The following is a 14484-nucleotide window of genomic DNA, read 5'->3' as shown; positions in this document are numbered from 1 at the left end:
GCCCGCTGGGGCGCAGGCTTGGCTTGTCTGGCATTGATCCTTTCCGGAGTTACGTCGGCTCAGGCCACGCTCTCCGGAGCCGAACTAAACGCTCAGGACGGCAACTTGGTCGTCGACACAGGCGACATCAAAGACTGGGCGAACATCGGCATCAGCTGTGAAGTTCCCGTCGCGGGATGCGGGCTTGATAAAGCCACCGGCCAGACGGACGATTCATTCGGAACAGGTACAAAGGAAGATACCGCAGTACCGTCCGTCGTCGACGGTTCCATCCCAAACAACAAGAGTGACCTGACACGCTTCTATGCCAAGTTCGTGGAGGAATCGAACGGCAAGACGTACGCCTACCTTGCCTGGGAGCGCGTCCAGGAACCAAGCGGCACTACCAACATGGACTTCGAATTCAACCAGTCGTCCGTGCTGTCCTCCAACGGTGTGACCCCCGTCCGTACGGCGGGCGATGTCCTGATTAAGTACGATCTCTCCCAAGGCGGCGTAACCCCGGTTCTTGGATTCCACCGGTGGATCACCACTGGTGCCCGGACGCTCTGCGAGGCAGCCAACGCGACCCCCTGCTGGAGCAAAGTCCAGCCATTGGCCGGCAACTTCGAAGGCTCAATCAACACCGTTGTGGTGACGGACCCCATTGCACCCAACGCTCCAAGAGATCTGAGTGTCCGGACCTTCGGCGAAGCAGCCATCAACCTGACCGATGCCAAGATCGTCGGCACGGACCCCTGCCTGCCGTTCAGCAGTGCGTACTTGAAGAGCCGCTCCTCAGATTCATTTACGGCGGCCTTGAAGGACTTCATCGCACCGATTTCCGTCGCCACATCGAAGTGTGCAGACATCAACATCCTCAAGACTGACGACGACTCGCCTGCCTCCGCCCTGGCGGGTGCCGTCTTCACCCTGTACAACGATGCCGCACCGGTAGGCGGAACCTTTGATCCGGCCACAGACACCGCGGTGACTCCGGCGACCACGTGCACCACCGGAGCCGACGGCAAGTGCTCGTTCAGCCAGGTTCTCCAAGGCAATTACTGGGTGGTTGAGACCACCACTCCGACGGGACACGACACGGCAGCGCCCCAAGCAGTGACCGTCGTGGGAGGCACCAACGTCAGTCTGACTTTCGTGAATCCCCGGGATTTCAAGATCATCGTGCTGGTGTGCAAAGAGGCTGACAACTCGCTGTACTCGAGCCAAGTCACGGTTGATGGCGTCAACAAGGACTCGCTGGCCACGGCTCCCTCCGGTACCACGGCCGCCCAGCTTTGCAGCCTGGGCGGCGCTGCGTATGACGACAAGAGCTACGGCGCTCACCCCGCGAATGTGGACATCCCGCAGTAGACAGGGAAATCTGGCACCTGACCAGTTGATCACTTTGAAGTGATTCCCAAAGCCAGGGTTCTCCGCACTCCCGTGCGGGGGACCCTGGCGGCGCCGCCAACTTTACTGCGCGCCGCGGACGCCCATGCAACATTCACCATGCATCCAGAAAACTCACAGACTCTGGGAGCAGAATGGGAGCATGAACAAGAACGGTCCCGAGGCAAAGCTCCTTGTTGTTGACGATGAACCCAACATCCGGGAGCTGCTCTCCACATCGCTGCGTTTCGCCGGCTTTGAGGTCGTCTCGGCAGCGAACGGCCGCGACGCCCTCGCGGCGGCCGAAACCCATGCCCCGGACCTGGCCGTGCTGGATGTCATGCTTCCGGACATGGACGGCTTCACCGTCACCCGCCGCCTCCGGGCCTCGGGCAAGCACTTCCCGGTACTGTTCCTGACCGCGAAGGACGATACCGAGGACAAGGTCACAGGTCTCACCGTCGGCGGAGATGACTACGTCACCAAGCCGTTCAGCCTTGACGAGGTGGTGGCCCGGATCCGCGCCGTCCTGCGCCGGACGCAGCCGCTGCTGGATGACGACGCCGTCATCCGCGTCGACGACCTGGAGCTCGACGACGACGCGCACGAAGTGCGCCGCGGCGGCACGGTGATCGAGCTCTCCCCCACCGAGTTCAAGCTCCTCCGTTACCTCATGCTCAACCCCAACCGGGTGCTGTCCAAGTCCCAGATCCTGGACCATGTGTGGGAGTACAACTTCAATGGTGATGCCTCCATCGTCGAGTCGTACATCTCCTACCTGCGCCGGAAGGTGGACATCGACCCCGACGCTCCCGCCCTGATCCAAACCAAGCGCGGCGTGGGTTACGTGCTTCGGACGGCCGAAAAGCGCTGACCTTGCTGCAGCGATGGAAGTCGGCCTCCCTCAGGACGCAGCTCGTGGCCATGATCATGGCGCTGCTCATAGTCGCCCTGACGGTGACCGGAGCGGGAACGCTGGCACTGCTCCACAGTTACCTGCAGGCACAGGTGGACGACAAGTTGACCGCGGCAGTGGACCTGGCCCGGCAGCAGCGCTCCTTCACCCCGCTGCAGGCGCCCAATCCGATGGTCCCCACCGACTACTCGCTCATTCTCTTCGCGCCGGGCGAGGAACCGTACCCGTTTGGCGGCGACCCTGAAAGCCGCCCGGACATCAGCTCCATCACGGTGCAGCAGGCCCAGGAACGCGGTGCCGTTCCCTACCAGGTGCGCGGCACGGACGGGCAGAACTGGCGGGTTGTGGCAGTGCCGGTGCAGAACAACCAGACCACCGCGGTGGTGGTGATCGGGCTGCCACTGCAGAGCGTGGACGATGTCCTCAAGCACGCCTCCCTGGTGGTGACCGGGGTGGGCCTGCTGACCCTGCTGCTGGCTTCCCTCATTGCCAGCTGGACGGTGTCCCGCTCCTTCCGCCCGTTGGCCAGGGTGGAAAAGACGGCGGCGGCCATTGCCGCCGGCGACCTCTCCCGCCGTGTCGACGTCGAAAACCCCGGCACTGAACTGGGACGGCTCAGTAGGTCATTGAATGCCATGCTCGCCCATATTGAAACGGCCTTCGCGGCCCGCACCGCCTCGGAGGCAAGGATGCGGCGCTTCGCGGCGGACGCGTCCCACGAACTGCGGACCCCGCTCGTGACCATCCGTGGGTTCTCCGAGCTGTACCGGCATGGCGCCCTTGCCACCGAGGAAGACGTGGCCACCGCCATGGGAAGGATTGAAAGCGAAGCCAAGCGCATGGGTTCCATGGTGGAAGACCTCCTTCTGCTGGCCCGCCTCGACGAGCAGCGGCCGCTGCAGCAGAAGCCCGTGGACCTTCAGCTGCTCGCCCACGACGCCGTGGTGGACACGCAGGCCAGCTCCCGCTCGCGGGCGATTTCGCTGACCGGGCTCGACGGCGGCCCTGCCACGGCTGCCCCCGTGCTGGGAGACGAAGCCAAACTCCGCCAGGTGGTGGGGAACCTGATGGGCAACGCCCTGCGCTACACGCCGGAGGGCAGCCCCATCGAACTGGCTGTGGGGGTGCGTGCAGGGGAGGACGGACAGCCGCGCTCGGTCATTGAAGTGCGCGACCATGGACCCGGCATCTCCGAGGCGGACGCCTCCAAGGTCTTCGAGCGCTTCTACCGGGCGGACACCTCCCGGACCAGGGAAACCGGTGGCAGCGGACTCGGCCTTGCCATTGTGGCTGCGATCGTAGGGTCCCACGGCGGTTCCGTCAGGGTGGAAAATACCGACGGCGGCGGCGCCACCTTGGTGGTCAGCCTTCCGCACCGTGATGACGCAGCGAATAGCGGCGAGACCGCTGAGGCGGGACAGGGCAGCGACGGCGAAGTTGTCCACATATAGCCCCGGACCGTGGCGGTGCCAGGAGTTTGCTCCCTAGGCTCGATCCCAGCGGCCCGGGCCAGCCGGGCCCCCAGGCAAAAGCTGCCGCTAGAGCGAAAGGCACGGCCATGAGCATCATCTCCGTCGATACCGAACTCCTTCAGTTGAAGTCCGCCAGCGTCCAGGCGACCGTGGACAGGATCAGCGCCGATGTCCAGGCGATGAAACGCGGGCTGGACGAGCTCCAGGGGTCGTGGCGCGGCACCGCCGCCACCAATTTCCAGGCGCTCATCACGGAATGGACCATCACCCAGGGACGGGTGGAAGCCTCGTTGGCGTCCATCAACACAGCGCTTGCCTCCGCCGCGGCCACCTATGCCCAAGCGGAGCAGGGCAACACCCAGCGGTTCAGCTGAACGGGGAAACACCCAGCGGCCAGCTGAACCGGGGCTAGGCCTCCGGAGTGCCTTGGTGGAACCGCAGTCGCCAGCGGCCTCCGTCAAGCACCCACAGTGAGCTTCGGAGGGTGGTGCCGGAGCGAGCGTAGCTGCGGTACGTCAGCAGGACGGCGTCACCGCCAATACGGTCAGCGCCCAGAATCTCAATCTCCGTGCGCTCCCCCGGGTCGTCTTCGAGCGCCATCATCATGGCGTCCCGGGTCCACACCCGGCCCGAGCTGCCAATTTCCATGAAATCGGGGTGCAGCAGGACAGCAGTCCGGCCGATGTCCCCGCGCACCAAGGGGCCCAACAGCTCACGCTCCAGTTCTTCCACCAAGGCCTCCGGCACGGCGGCGGCGGGCTGGACCGCTGTGTCCGGCCCGCCGAAAGTGCCGTTGTCCAGCTGGCTGAACAAATCCGGTTCCTCGTAGGCGCCCGGCGCTGCGGCGGCAACACGGGGTGCCCGCGCAGCGTCTTTGGCCGCCGGCGCGTGGGATGCCTGGGGTGCGTGCGATGCGGCATGGTGCGCGCCGGGGAAACCGGGCCCGGAGCGGGCGGCCACCCCCTGCTGAAAGGCGGTGGCTGCCGCCCGGGCCCGCTCGTCCGCGGCTTCGTTCAGGTCATGCCCGGCATGCCCCTTGACCCATTCGAAGGTGTACTTCCGGCCGGCGAGCTCCCGGTCCAGTTCCTTGAGCAGATCCACGTTCAGGACCGGCTTTCCGTCGGCTTTGCGCCAGCCTTTGCGCTTCCATCCCGGCATCCACTTGGTGATCGAGTTGATGACATACTGGCTGTCGCAAAGGATCCGCAGGTCCTCCTGGGGAAGGTGTGCCGTGGCCCTCAGCAGATCCAGGACCGCCATCAGCTCGCCCTGGTTGTTCGTCCCGTGGGGCCACCCTCCGGCGCGCCAGCAATCATCGTTCACGTACCAGGCCCAGCCGGCCGGGCCGGGGTTTCCCAAGGCCGAACCGTCGGCCGCTGCAGTAATTGTCACCGGTCCATCCTCCCAGACCGGACGGACAATCCGGACTTTCAGCGCAGCCGGTGCACGGCCGTGCCCGGAAGTAAAAGTAAGCAGCTTCCAAGGAACACGAATGCGGCCCCCTCAAAAGAGGGGGCCGCATTCGTTTCAGCGGGACACAGTCCGGCAGGAGGGCTTAGAAGCCGCCCATGCCGCCCATGTCATCGCCGCCGCCAACGGGGGCCGGGTTCTTCTCCGGCTTGTCGGCAACCACAGCTTCGGTGGTAAGGAACAGGCCGGCAATGGAAGCCGCGTTCTGCAGGGCAGAGCGGGTTACCTTGACGGGGTCGTTCACGCCGGCAGCCAGCAGGTCGACGTACTCGCCGGTTGCGGCGTTCAGGCCGTGTCCTGCGGGCAGGCCGCGGACCTTGTCCACCACAACGCCCGGCTCCATGCCGGCGTTGAAGGCGATCTGCTTCAGCGGAGCATCGATGGCAACACGGACGATGTTGGCACCGGTGGCCTCGTCGCCGGACAGCTGCAGGTTGGCGAATGCCTTGGCGCCGGCCTGGATGAGGGCCACGCCGCCACCGGCAACGATGCCTTCTTCAACAGCAGCCTTGGCGTTGCGCACTGCGTCTTCGATGCGGTGCTTGCGCTCCTTGAGCTCAACCTCGGTTGCGGCACCGGCCTTGATGACTGCGACGCCGCCGGCCAGCTTGGCCAGGCGTTCCTGCAGCTTCTCGCGGTCGTAGTCCGAATCGGAGTTCTCGATCTCGGCGCGGATCTGGGACACGCGGCCAGCGATCTGGTCGGCGTCGCCGGCACCTTCGACGATGGTGGTCTCGTCCTTGGTGACAACAACCTTGCGTGCCTTGCCCAGGAGTTCCAGGCCGGCGTTTTCCAGCTTGAGTCCGACTTCCTCGGAGATGACCTGGCCGCCGGTGAGGACAGCGATGTCGGCAAGCTGCGCCTTGCGGCGGTCACCGAAGCCCGGGGCCTTGACGGCGACGGACTTGAAGGTGCCGCGGATCTTGTTGACGATCAGGGTGGCCAGGGCCTCGCCCTCGATGTCCTCGGCAATGATCAGCAGCGGCTTGTTGGACTGCATGACCTTTTCGAGGACTGCAACCAGTTCCTTGACGTTGGAGATCTTGGAGTTGACGATCAGGATGTACGGATCCTCGAGGACCGTCTCCTGGCGCTCAGCGTCAGTCACGAAGTAGGCGGAGATGTAGCCCTTGTCGAAGCGCATGCCTTCGGTGAGCTCCAGCTCCAGGCCGAAGGTGTTGGATTCCTCGACCGTGATGACGCCTTCCTTGCCCACCTTGTCCAGGGCTTCGGCAATGAGGGCGCCGATTTCTTCGTCACCGGCGGAGATGGACGCCGTGGCGGCGATCTCTTCCTTGGTTTCGATTTCCTTGGCGGAGTTCAGCAGTTCGGCGGTGACGGCCTCAACGGCCTTCTCGATGCCGCGCTTGAGGGACAGCGGGTCGGCGCCGGCGGCGACGTTGCGCAGGCCTTCCTTGACCAGGGCCTGGGCCAGCACGGTAGCGGTGGTGGTTCCGTCGCCAGCGACGTCGTCGGTCTTCTTGGCAACTTCCTTGACCAGCTCGGCGCCGATCTTCTCGTAGGGATCGTCCAGCTCGATCTCCTTGGCGATGGAAACACCATCGTTGGTGATCGTGGGGGCGCCCCACTTCTTTTCGAGGACGACGTTGCGTCCACGCGGGCCGAGGGTGACCTTAACGGCGTCGGCGAGGATATTCAGGCCCCGCTCAAGGCCGCGGCGTGCCTCTTCATCAAATGCAATGATCTTGGCCATAACGGCAATAGTCCTTTCGGGACAGTCGTTAAGAATGAACCTTCGCTGCAGTGCCCGCGACGGACGACCCTTTGCCGGCGGCCTCTGTATGCCTCCGGGTGCGGGTCTCACTCCAGTAAGGTGTTTCTTCGCTCCTCGCCCGGTGCCGCGCGCCGCCGGCCGGAACCAGGCTTTGCTTAGCAGTCGGTACGTCAGAGTGCTAAGTCAATAATTAGCACTCCCCACGTGAGAGTGCAAGCGAATAGGCCGCCTAAAGCGTTGCGGCAGGCACCTCTACGCCGAGGGCGATCAGCCGGCGCGGCCCGCCGTTTCGCGGCCGCTGGGCGTCGGGTTGTTGTCTGCCCCGTAGGTGAACACAGTGAACGTTGCCGAGGTGATGTCGCCATTGGCGTCGAAGGCAACCGGGCCGGATTCGCCGTCGTAGTTGATGCCCGTACCGGAAGCCTTCGCTGCCAGGCATTCCTTGTAGCTGGGGCAGGGCGTGCCCGGCGCCGATTCAGTCCCGCCAGCGGTCCCGGCAGCCGTCCCGCCTGAGACGGCAACCAGGTTTGCTGCGATGGAGCGGCCGGAGTCGTCCTCGGCTTTGGCCGCCGCCAGGGCCGCGAGGATCGCGGCGTCGTATGTCTCCGCTGCGAAGGACACGTCCTTCAGGCCGGGATCGATGCCGAGGAGCCTTTCCTGGAATGCTGCGGCTGGCAGCTCACCGGGGACCACGGCCCGGGCACCCTCCAGGGCCTTGGTTCCCAGCTTGGACGCGTACCGGCCGAATGCGCCGTCGCTGAGGATGATCCTGGAACCGGCAACGGCCGCGTTGTTGAGTTCAGCCAGGGCACCCTGCGCGCCGTCGCGCGCCACCAGGATGACGGCGTCAGGGTCCGCTGCGCGGGCGGCCGCGGCGGCGTTTCCCGCTTCACCCGGCTTGAAGCCCGCCGTGGCAACCACTTCCAGGCCGGCCTGTTGGGCGGAATCGGCGACGGCGGCGGAGACATCGCTGCCGTAGGCACCTTCCTGGAACATGACGGAGATGGTGGCGGCGCCCGCGTCCTTGGCGAGCTTAACCAGCACCGGCCCCTGTGCGACGTCGGCGGCCGCCGTCCGGAAGTAGTACCCGCCGCTGGGGATGGTGCTGAGCCCCGCCGCGGTGTTGGCCGGCGAGATCAGCGGCGTCCTGGCCCTGGAGAGGATGTCCACGGCCGATTTGGCGTGGCTGGAGTCGGTGGGGCCGATCACCACGTCCGCCTTGGCCTGGACCAAAGCCTGGGCTTGTGCTGCCGCGTCCTGGCCGGCCTCGAAGGGCAGCAGTTCCACGGGCCGGCCTTTGTGCCCGCCGGCCGCGTTGATTTCCTTGACGGCGAGCTTGGCGGCGGCCGCCTGGGGCGGGTTCAGGAAGCTGCTGTCCCCGGTGTTGTCCAGGATGAGGCCAATCCGCAGCGTGCCGTCCCCGGATGCCTCCGCTGTTTCCACGCGTGCATTTCCGGTGACGCCGGAACAGGCGGTGAGGGCCAGTGTGCAGCAGAGGGCTGCGGCGAAAACAGGACGACGCATCCCGGCGGGAACAAACAGACGCTTCACTCGGCTGGCCGGACGCTTTCCGCCTGGGGGCCCTTTTCGCCTTCGCCCACTTCAAGTTCCACGCGCTGTCCTTCATCCAGTGCCCGGTAGCCTTCGCCCTGGATGGCGGACCAGTGCACGAAGACATCGTCGCCGGACCCGTCAACGGTAATAAAGCCGTAGCCCTTTTCCGCGTTGAACCACTTGACGGTTCCTCGTGCCATGGTGACCACTCTTTCCGTTAGGTCCGGGATGCTGCCGGCGCCGCCGTTCCGGGGCCGAAGCCTGGAATTTACTCTAGCCAATGCGTGCCGGGATTAGCGGTACCCCGGGCCCAGCACAACCACAAGCGGAACCTGGAATTCCGTGCTGTTCACCACGGTAGGGACGCCCAGGAGTTCCGCGAGGGCTTCGGCGTTGGCCCGTTGGGTTGTCCCGGAGTAGAAAATGGTGGAGCCCTGCTGCGGCGCCCCTGCCCAGTTCCCTACCTGGCCCAGGGACCAGCCGTCGGCCCGCACGGTTCCGCCCACGCGGCTTGCCAGTCCGGCGGTTCCGGCGGCGTTGTAGACCGCCACGGCCTGTGTCTTGTCCACGGACGCAGCCTGCGGCGTCGGCTGGATGCTGGACCCAGCCCCGGCGGCGGGAACCGTCCCTGGCCCCGCGGCTTCTGTCGTGGCGGAGGGCTCAGGCTCCGTCGAGGGGGTGGAGGATGTGTCCGGGGTGGCGGAGGGCGTAGACCCGGTTCCGGCGAGCGGCGTTGATTCGAGGCTTGAGGAGGCCTGGCTTGCCGGTCCGCTGAACCCGAGCTTGGGCAGGATCAGGAAGGACACCAGCCCGATGGCCAGGGCAACGCAACCCACCGCCAGGATGGGCCACAGCCGGACCCGTGACGGAGCAGAGGCTGTGCGATGGACACCTTGTCGCGACGCGGTCTCCGGGACCTTGTCGAATTCATCGCGGGCGTATTTGGTCATGGGAAAGAGACATCCTTGCGTGTTGCTGCTGAGACTCAGTACGGGCGTCTTATGCGTCGGACCCCAGGCGCCGTGCAGTGCGTGCACGGTGACGCGACGTACGTAGTCTACGCAATCTCTTGACCAGCATGGGGTCATGCGCCAGCGCATCCTCGGTATCGATCAGCGCGTTGAGGATCTGGTAGTAGTGCGTCGCGGAGAGATCGAAGAGTTCCCGGATGGCCTGTTCCTTGGCACCGGCGTACTTCCACCACTGCCGTTCCAGGGCGAGTATCTGCTGGTCACGCTCGCTGAGCGGCGAATCCCGCAGCGCGAAATCCGGCAGGAGGACGTTCCGTTGGTCCTGCTCCGGCAGGTGCTCCCGAGCTGGTTCCGCCACGGCGCACTCTCCTTTGCTGGTTACGTAAAATGTCTGACCCCCATGCTACGGGCGAATAACACCATTGTCATTTGCGCGCCGGGCGGCCTGCCGGACCGGGCCGGCGGTCCTCCTGCGAGAATGGGACGGTGTTTGAATCAGATGCCCTTTTCGAACTGGCGCAGGATCCGGCGCGCGGGCAAGGCTTCGCCGAGCTGGCGCAGCTGCCCCTGACGGAGCTGATGACGCCTGACTGGGCAGCTGCCTTGGCGGGCGTGGAAAGCGGACTCCGGGACGTGCTCACCTTCCTTGCCCGGGAAGAAGCGGCCGGGCACCCGGTGCTGCCGGCGCCGTCGAACGTCCTGCGGGCATTCCGCCAGCCCCTCGCCGACGTGAAAGTCCTGATGGTGGGGCAGGATCCGTACCCCACGCCGGGGCACGCCGTCGGGCTGGCCTTCGCCGTTGACCCGCACGTGCAGCCCATCCCTCGGAGCCTGGCGAATATCTACCGGGAGCTGGAAGCGGACCTGGGAATTCCCGCGCGGGTCCACGGCGACCTCTCCGCCTGGGCTGGCCAGGGCGTCCTGCTCCTGAACCGCGTGATGACTGTAAGGGCCGGCGCTGCAGGCTCCCACCGCCGGAAGGGGTGGGAGGAAATTACGACGGCGGCTGTCAAGGCCGTGGCCGGCCGGCGGGCCCCGGACGGGTCGCCGTTGCCGCTGGTTGCCGTGCTGTGGGGAAAGGACGCAGAGAGCGTGCGTCCGCTGCTGCCCGGGGTTCCGACCGTGTCCAGCGCCCACCCCAGCCCCCTCTCCGCCTCCCGCGGATTCTTTGGTTCCCGGCCGTTCAGCCGCGTCAACGCGCTGCTGCGGGAGCAGGGTGCCCCGGACGTAACCTGGGAGCTTCCGCCGGTAGCCTAGCTTAGGCTTGCCTTATGAGCATTGTTCCCGCCACCACCAGCGCCACCAAGAAGAGCCGCCCGCAGGTCAACCTCGCAGTGCTGCGCCGGGAACAGCTCTCGCCCCACATGGTGCGGATTGTTGCCGGCGGCGACGGTTTTGCGGACTTCGTCAACAACGGCTTCGTGGACCGCTACGTGAAGATTGTTTTCCCGCAGCCGGGCGTCACGTACCCCTCCCCGCTGGACTTGTGGAGCATCCGGGAGACCATGCCGCGGGAACAATGGCCGTTCACGCGCACTTACACCCTCCGCTGGGTGGATCCCGTGGCCAGGGAGCTTGCCATCGATTTTGTGGTCCACGGCGAGGAAGGACTGGCAGGACCGTGGGCGGCGAAGGCCCAGCCGGGCGAGACCCTGACTTTCACGGGGCCGGGAGGGGCGTACAACCCCAACCCCGACGCTGACTGGTACCTGTTCGCCGGGGACGAGGCGGCGGTGCCCGCCATCGCGGCATGCATCGAATCCCTGCCTGCCGAAGCCGCCGGCGTCGCCTTCCTTGAAGTTGATTCCGGCGCCGACATCCAGCAGTTTGCCGCCCCAGCAGGAGTGAAGCTGAACTGGCTTTTCCGTAACGGCGTCCCTGCAGGCGAGAGCGGCCTCCTGGTGCAGGCGGTAGCGGACGCGGAGTGGCCCGAGGGCCGGGTGGACGTCTTCGCCCACGGCGAGCGCGGGTACATGAAGCAGCTGCGCGACGTCTTCTTCAAGCAGCGCGGCCTGGACCGGAAGCAGGTGTCCCTGTCAGGGTACTGGGCCAAGGGCCGCGTTGAGGACGACTTCCAGGCTGAGAAGAAACTCCCCGTAGGGCAGATCTAGCCTCCACCCCTGGTCAGCGGCGGCGTGCGCGCCGCCGCTCGTTGCTGGCAAGGCTGCGGGTCAGCGGCCGCGCCAGCGTGTCGCCAAGGACGATCCCGCCGGCTGTTCCCAGGACGATGGCTCCCGCGTTGAGCATCCCGCCGGCGCCCAGCAGGATCTCGGCTTCCTCGATGGTGAGCACGTACATGGACCGGAAAATGGTAAGGCCGGGCAGCAGGATCAGCGCCGCGGGCACGGCCACCACCAGCTGGGGTGCACCCATCCTCAGGGCGACGACGCGGGCCAGCAGGCCAATGGCCACGGCGGCCAGGGCTGGGGAGAACCGGTCCCCGATGCCCAGCAGTCCACCGCCCAGGAGGACAAAGTAGCCGGCGACCCCCACCGCCGCGGTGGGAAGCAGGAGGTGCCACGTGGTTTGTTCCGTGACCCCGATGGCCATCACCGCCACCGCCACCAGGATGACCAGCACCCACAGGTCGTAGGCGGGCGGGAACGTCTGCGTGACGTCGATCCGCTGCATCCCCGTCAGTTCCCCCACCACGAAGGCGACGGCGATGCCCGCCACGATGGCACCGAATGTCAGCAGGGTGGACAGGAAACGCCCCGCCGCAGTGACGGGGAAGCCGTTGATGGCGTCCTGCACCGAGGAGACAAGGCGTCCCGTGGGCAGGAGCAGGAGGATGCCGCCCACCACCACAATGGCCGGTGATGTGGTCAGCCCGAACTGCCAGAGCACCAGCGCCAGCTGCGTCACCACAAAAGAGCAGCTGGCGGTAATGAAGAAGTCCGGCACCCGCCAGCGGCCCAGTTGGCGGGCCAGCAGGCTGATGCCGATGTTGGCTGCGAACGCAATGGCAGAGGAGGCCGGCCCGCCGCCCAGCACGGCGACGAATGCCGCAGCGAAAATGCCGAAGGCCGCCGTGACCATCCAGCGCGGGAACGGCTTGGGGCTGGTGATCGCCTCATCCAGCCGCCGGATGGCCTCGTCCCTGCCCACTCCCCCGGCGACGATGTCGGTCACCAGCTGGTGGACCTTGGCCAGGCCGGCGTAGTTGTTGGTCCAGGAGCGGACCACGCGCAGGAGTGCTATGGGCGTCTGGTCCTTGGGGGCGTAGTTGATGCCGACGGACTGGTTGGTGATGTCCACCTCGATGTTCTTCAGCCCCAGCGCCGCGGTGACGGCAATGATGCTGGTTTCCACCTCCAGGGCGCCCGCCCCGTAGCGGAACATGGTTTCCGCCAGGTGCAGGGCGAAGTCCAGTGTTTTGCGGGCGGAGGTGTCCACCCCTCCCACCTGGATCATCGGATTCGCATAGGGGCTGCCGGTGAGCCTGTCCACGATGCTCAAGGGCGCCGTGGGCGGGTTTTCGCCCTGGACCAGGCGCCGCAGCATCCTCCTGGCCGCAGCGTTCTGCCGCAGCTGGGAGGGGGTCAACGGCTCGGTTTTGGGCAGGCCGTCCGTATGCGCCCTGGCCTTCGGGGATCCGGAGCCGGGGTGTTCGGGGCGGTCAGTCATGGTCCCTCCTCCCGTTGGTGGTGTGCAGGCGGCGTCAGGCGGAGCGCTTGGGCGGCAGCTTGCCCAGCACGGTGCGCGCCGCGCCTGCCGCCGTCCGGGCCAGCCTGTTGGCATGGAACACGGCGGGGCGGACGGGCAGCACGAAGTCACCGACGAGCTGCACAACTTCCCCGCCAAAGCCCTTTTTGAACTCGTAGCCCCCGTGGCCTTCTTCGTCCTGGCCGGAGATGCCGAACGTGCCGTAGAAGTTATACCGCGGGTACCCCTTTTCGAGGGCGTGGAGCATCATCCCCCAGTAGAGGGAGGTAGCGCCGTTGAAGTAGATGTAGTCCTGGACGGTGCCGCCGATAACGCAGACCACCTCGTCGCCGTAGCAGACGAAGTGGATGGCAGCCACCGTGGCCACACCCACGGAATCAGGAAAGCGCTCGATGTCCTTCAGGCTTCGTTCGTAGCTGTCCACAAGGTCCTGGACCACTTTGAGCCGGTTGTTCTTTTTCTTGCTGCCGGTGGCTGCTACGTCCTGGCGCAGTTCATCGGCGGTGGCCGATTCCGCGGCAAGCCGCTCCGTGATGGACTTCCGGTATGCGGGGATGTCGATCTTGGCCATCATCAGCTTGGTGAACTCAGGCGATGTGGTCCGGAGCAACTGCTCGTAGTAGGCGCGCTCCCGGTATACAAAACCCTTTTCATCACCGGCCCGGCTCAGTGCGCCGTAAAACTCGTCCAGGGTATCCAGGGTTGCCTGTTCCAGGAAGACGCCATTTTTCTCGGCTTTCCGGATGGCCTTCCGGGTCCGGTAGCTGGTGCCCATGATCAGTTCTTCCGCGTCCTGGATGCCTTCGAGGTTCTTGATGAACATCCAGTTCACGTTCACGAAGTCCATGTCCAGGCCCTGGTGCCGGAAGCCCAGCCCGCCGAGCTGCGCCACCAGCGGCCTGTTGTCCTCGACCTCTGGATGTTCGGCGCCGTCGGCGTCACGCGCGATGTACCTGAGGTTCGGGGAGATCCGCAGCTCGGCGGCCTTGCGCTCCGCCGCGCGTTTGCGGAGGAGGGCGACGACGGCGCGCACCAGGTCAGCGTCCGTGTAGTCCATCAGGGGTCCCTTGGCGCATTCGCACACTGTGTACCCCAGCCGGGTGGTGGTGTAGTTCAGCTTCCCTGCTGCCACCAGTTCACCGTCCTGCCGGACTCCGAAGAGCTCAACCAGCTGTCCCCTGGCGCGCTGGAACCGGGCAAAGTCAACGGACTGGAGAAAGCTGTTCTGCGGGTGCTTCAGCGCGAACTGCTCGAATTCGGCGTCGCTGAGCAGGGCGAACTCGAGATCGGCGGCGGGGATTGCATTCAAGGAGTTACCTTCTTCACGGA

At 65.8% G+C, this 14484-nt stretch carries 14 protein-coding genes; 6 read left to right on the top strand and 8 right to left on the bottom strand.

Annotated elements, in window-relative coordinates:
- Positions 1-105: 105 nt before the first annotated feature.
- The 4 genes from KTR40_RS03890 (at position 106) to KTR40_RS03875 (ending at position 4133) form a co-directional block, all read left to right on the top strand.
- Complete coding sequence (locus KTR40_RS03890; RefSeq protein WP_139028141.1) at positions 106-1353, top strand: prealbumin-like fold domain-containing protein; 1248 nt, start codon at positions 106-108, stop codon at positions 1351-1353.
- A gap of 181 nt (positions 1354-1534) precedes the next feature.
- The gene (locus KTR40_RS03885; RefSeq protein ID WP_139028140.1) at positions 1535-2245 is read left to right on the top strand and encodes a response regulator transcription factor; all 711 of its coding nucleotides are present in this window, start codon (positions 1535-1537) and stop codon (positions 2243-2245) included.
- Positions 2246-2247: 2 nt separating this feature from the next.
- The gene (locus tag KTR40_RS03880; RefSeq protein ID WP_139028138.1) at positions 2248-3738 is read left to right on the top strand and encodes a cell wall metabolism sensor histidine kinase WalK; all 1491 of its coding nucleotides are present in this window, start codon (positions 2248-2250) and stop codon (positions 3736-3738) included.
- A gap of 107 nt (positions 3739-3845) precedes the next feature.
- Positions 3846-4133 (top strand): WXG100 family type VII secretion target, encoded by a 288-nt coding sequence (locus tag KTR40_RS03875; protein WP_139028136.1) that lies wholly within the window; start codon positions 3846-3848, stop codon positions 4131-4133.
- 34 nt (positions 4134-4167) lie between these two features.
- Here KTR40_RS03875 and KTR40_RS03870 read toward each other — a convergent pair whose 3' ends face one another.
- The 6 genes from KTR40_RS03870 to KTR40_RS03845 all read right to left on the bottom strand — a co-directional run bounded on the left by KTR40_RS03870 (position 4168) and on the right by KTR40_RS03845 (position 9847).
- Entirely contained in the window at positions 4168-5151 is a 984-nt protein-coding gene (locus KTR40_RS03870; RefSeq protein WP_139028134.1) for a ribonuclease HI family protein, read from the bottom strand.
- Between the two features lie 163 nt (positions 5152-5314).
- Positions 5315-6943 (bottom strand): chaperonin GroEL, encoded by a 1629-nt coding sequence (gene groL / locus KTR40_RS03865; protein ID WP_133352119.1) that lies wholly within the window; start codon positions 6941-6943, stop codon positions 5315-5317.
- A 288-nt stretch (positions 6944-7231) separates the two neighbouring features.
- Positions 7232-8488 carry an ABC transporter substrate-binding protein gene (locus KTR40_RS03860; protein ID WP_139028166.1) on the bottom strand — a complete coding sequence of 419 codons (1257 nt, stop codon included), beginning with the start codon at positions 8486-8488 and terminating at the stop codon, positions 7232-7234.
- A 23-nt stretch (positions 8489-8511) separates the two neighbouring features.
- On the bottom strand, positions 8512-8718 hold the full coding sequence (locus tag KTR40_RS03855; RefSeq protein ID WP_139028133.1) for a cold-shock protein: 207 nt from the start codon (positions 8716-8718) through the stop codon (positions 8512-8514).
- 93 nt (positions 8719-8811) lie between these two features.
- Complete coding sequence (locus KTR40_RS03850; protein WP_139028132.1) at positions 8812-9468, bottom strand: LytR C-terminal domain-containing protein; 657 nt, start codon at positions 9466-9468, stop codon at positions 8812-8814.
- A 49-nt stretch (positions 9469-9517) separates the two neighbouring features.
- Positions 9518-9847 carry a DUF3263 domain-containing protein gene (locus KTR40_RS03845; protein WP_139028131.1) on the bottom strand — a complete coding sequence of 110 codons (330 nt, stop codon included), beginning with the start codon at positions 9845-9847 and terminating at the stop codon, positions 9518-9520.
- Positions 9848-9975: 128 nt separating this feature from the next.
- On the opposite strand from KTR40_RS03845, the gene KTR40_RS03840 reads away from it, so the two are divergent.
- Together KTR40_RS03840 and KTR40_RS03835 are read left to right on the top strand one after the other, a co-directional pair.
- A complete protein-coding gene (locus tag KTR40_RS03840; RefSeq protein ID WP_139028130.1) occupies positions 9976-10746 on the top strand; it encodes a uracil-DNA glycosylase in 771 nt (256 codons plus the stop codon).
- Between the two features lie 14 nt (positions 10747-10760).
- Positions 10761-11600 (top strand): siderophore-interacting protein, encoded by an 840-nt coding sequence (locus tag KTR40_RS03835; RefSeq protein WP_139028129.1) that lies wholly within the window; start codon positions 10761-10763, stop codon positions 11598-11600.
- A gap of 13 nt (positions 11601-11613) precedes the next feature.
- On the opposite strand, the gene KTR40_RS03830 is transcribed toward KTR40_RS03835, so the two are convergent.
- Both KTR40_RS03830 and KTR40_RS03825 read right to left on the bottom strand, forming a co-directional pair.
- Complete coding sequence (locus KTR40_RS03830; RefSeq protein WP_139028127.1) at positions 11614-13116, bottom strand: threonine/serine exporter ThrE family protein; 1503 nt, start codon at positions 13114-13116, stop codon at positions 11614-11616.
- Between the two features lie 34 nt (positions 13117-13150).
- Positions 13151-14464, bottom strand: a complete 1314-nt coding sequence (locus KTR40_RS03825; protein WP_139028125.1) for a peptidoglycan bridge formation glycyltransferase FemA/FemB family protein — start codon at positions 14462-14464, stop codon at positions 13151-13153.
- Between the last annotated feature and the right edge of the window lie 20 nt (positions 14465-14484).

It is taken from the genome of Pseudarthrobacter sp. L1SW (assembly GCF_020809045.1).
GTDB lineage: Bacteria > Actinomycetota > Actinomycetes > Actinomycetales > Micrococcaceae > Arthrobacter.
This window is presented reverse-complemented; position numbering and strand designations above follow the sequence as displayed.

Excerpts from the sequence above, each read along its gene's own strand:
- groL (WP_133352119.1), bottom strand. The coding sequence starts at position 6,943 with ATGGCCAAGATCATTGCATTTGATGAAGAGGCACGCCGCGGCCTTGAG.
- KTR40_RS03855 (WP_139028133.1), bottom strand. The coding sequence starts at position 8,718 with ATGGCACGAGGAACCGTCAAGTGGTTCAACGCGGAAAAGGGCTACGGC.
- KTR40_RS03860 (WP_139028166.1), bottom strand. The coding sequence starts at position 8,488 with ATGCGTCGTCCTGTTTTCGCCGCAGCCCTCTGCTGCACACTGGCCCTC.
- KTR40_RS03875 (WP_139028136.1), top strand. The coding sequence starts at position 3,846 with ATGAGCATCATCTCCGTCGATACCGAACTCCTTCAGTTGAAGTCCGCC.
- KTR40_RS03850 (WP_139028132.1), bottom strand. The coding sequence starts at position 9,468 with ATGACCAAATACGCCCGCGATGAATTCGACAAGGTCCCGGAGACCGCG.
- KTR40_RS03885 (WP_139028140.1), top strand. The coding sequence starts at position 1,535 with ATGAACAAGAACGGTCCCGAGGCAAAGCTCCTTGTTGTTGACGATGAA.
- KTR40_RS03835 (WP_139028129.1), top strand. The coding sequence starts at position 10,761 with ATGAGCATTGTTCCCGCCACCACCAGCGCCACCAAGAAGAGCCGCCCG.
- KTR40_RS03830 (WP_139028127.1), bottom strand. The coding sequence starts at position 13,116 with ATGACTGACCGCCCCGAACACCCCGGCTCCGGATCCCCGAAGGCCAGG.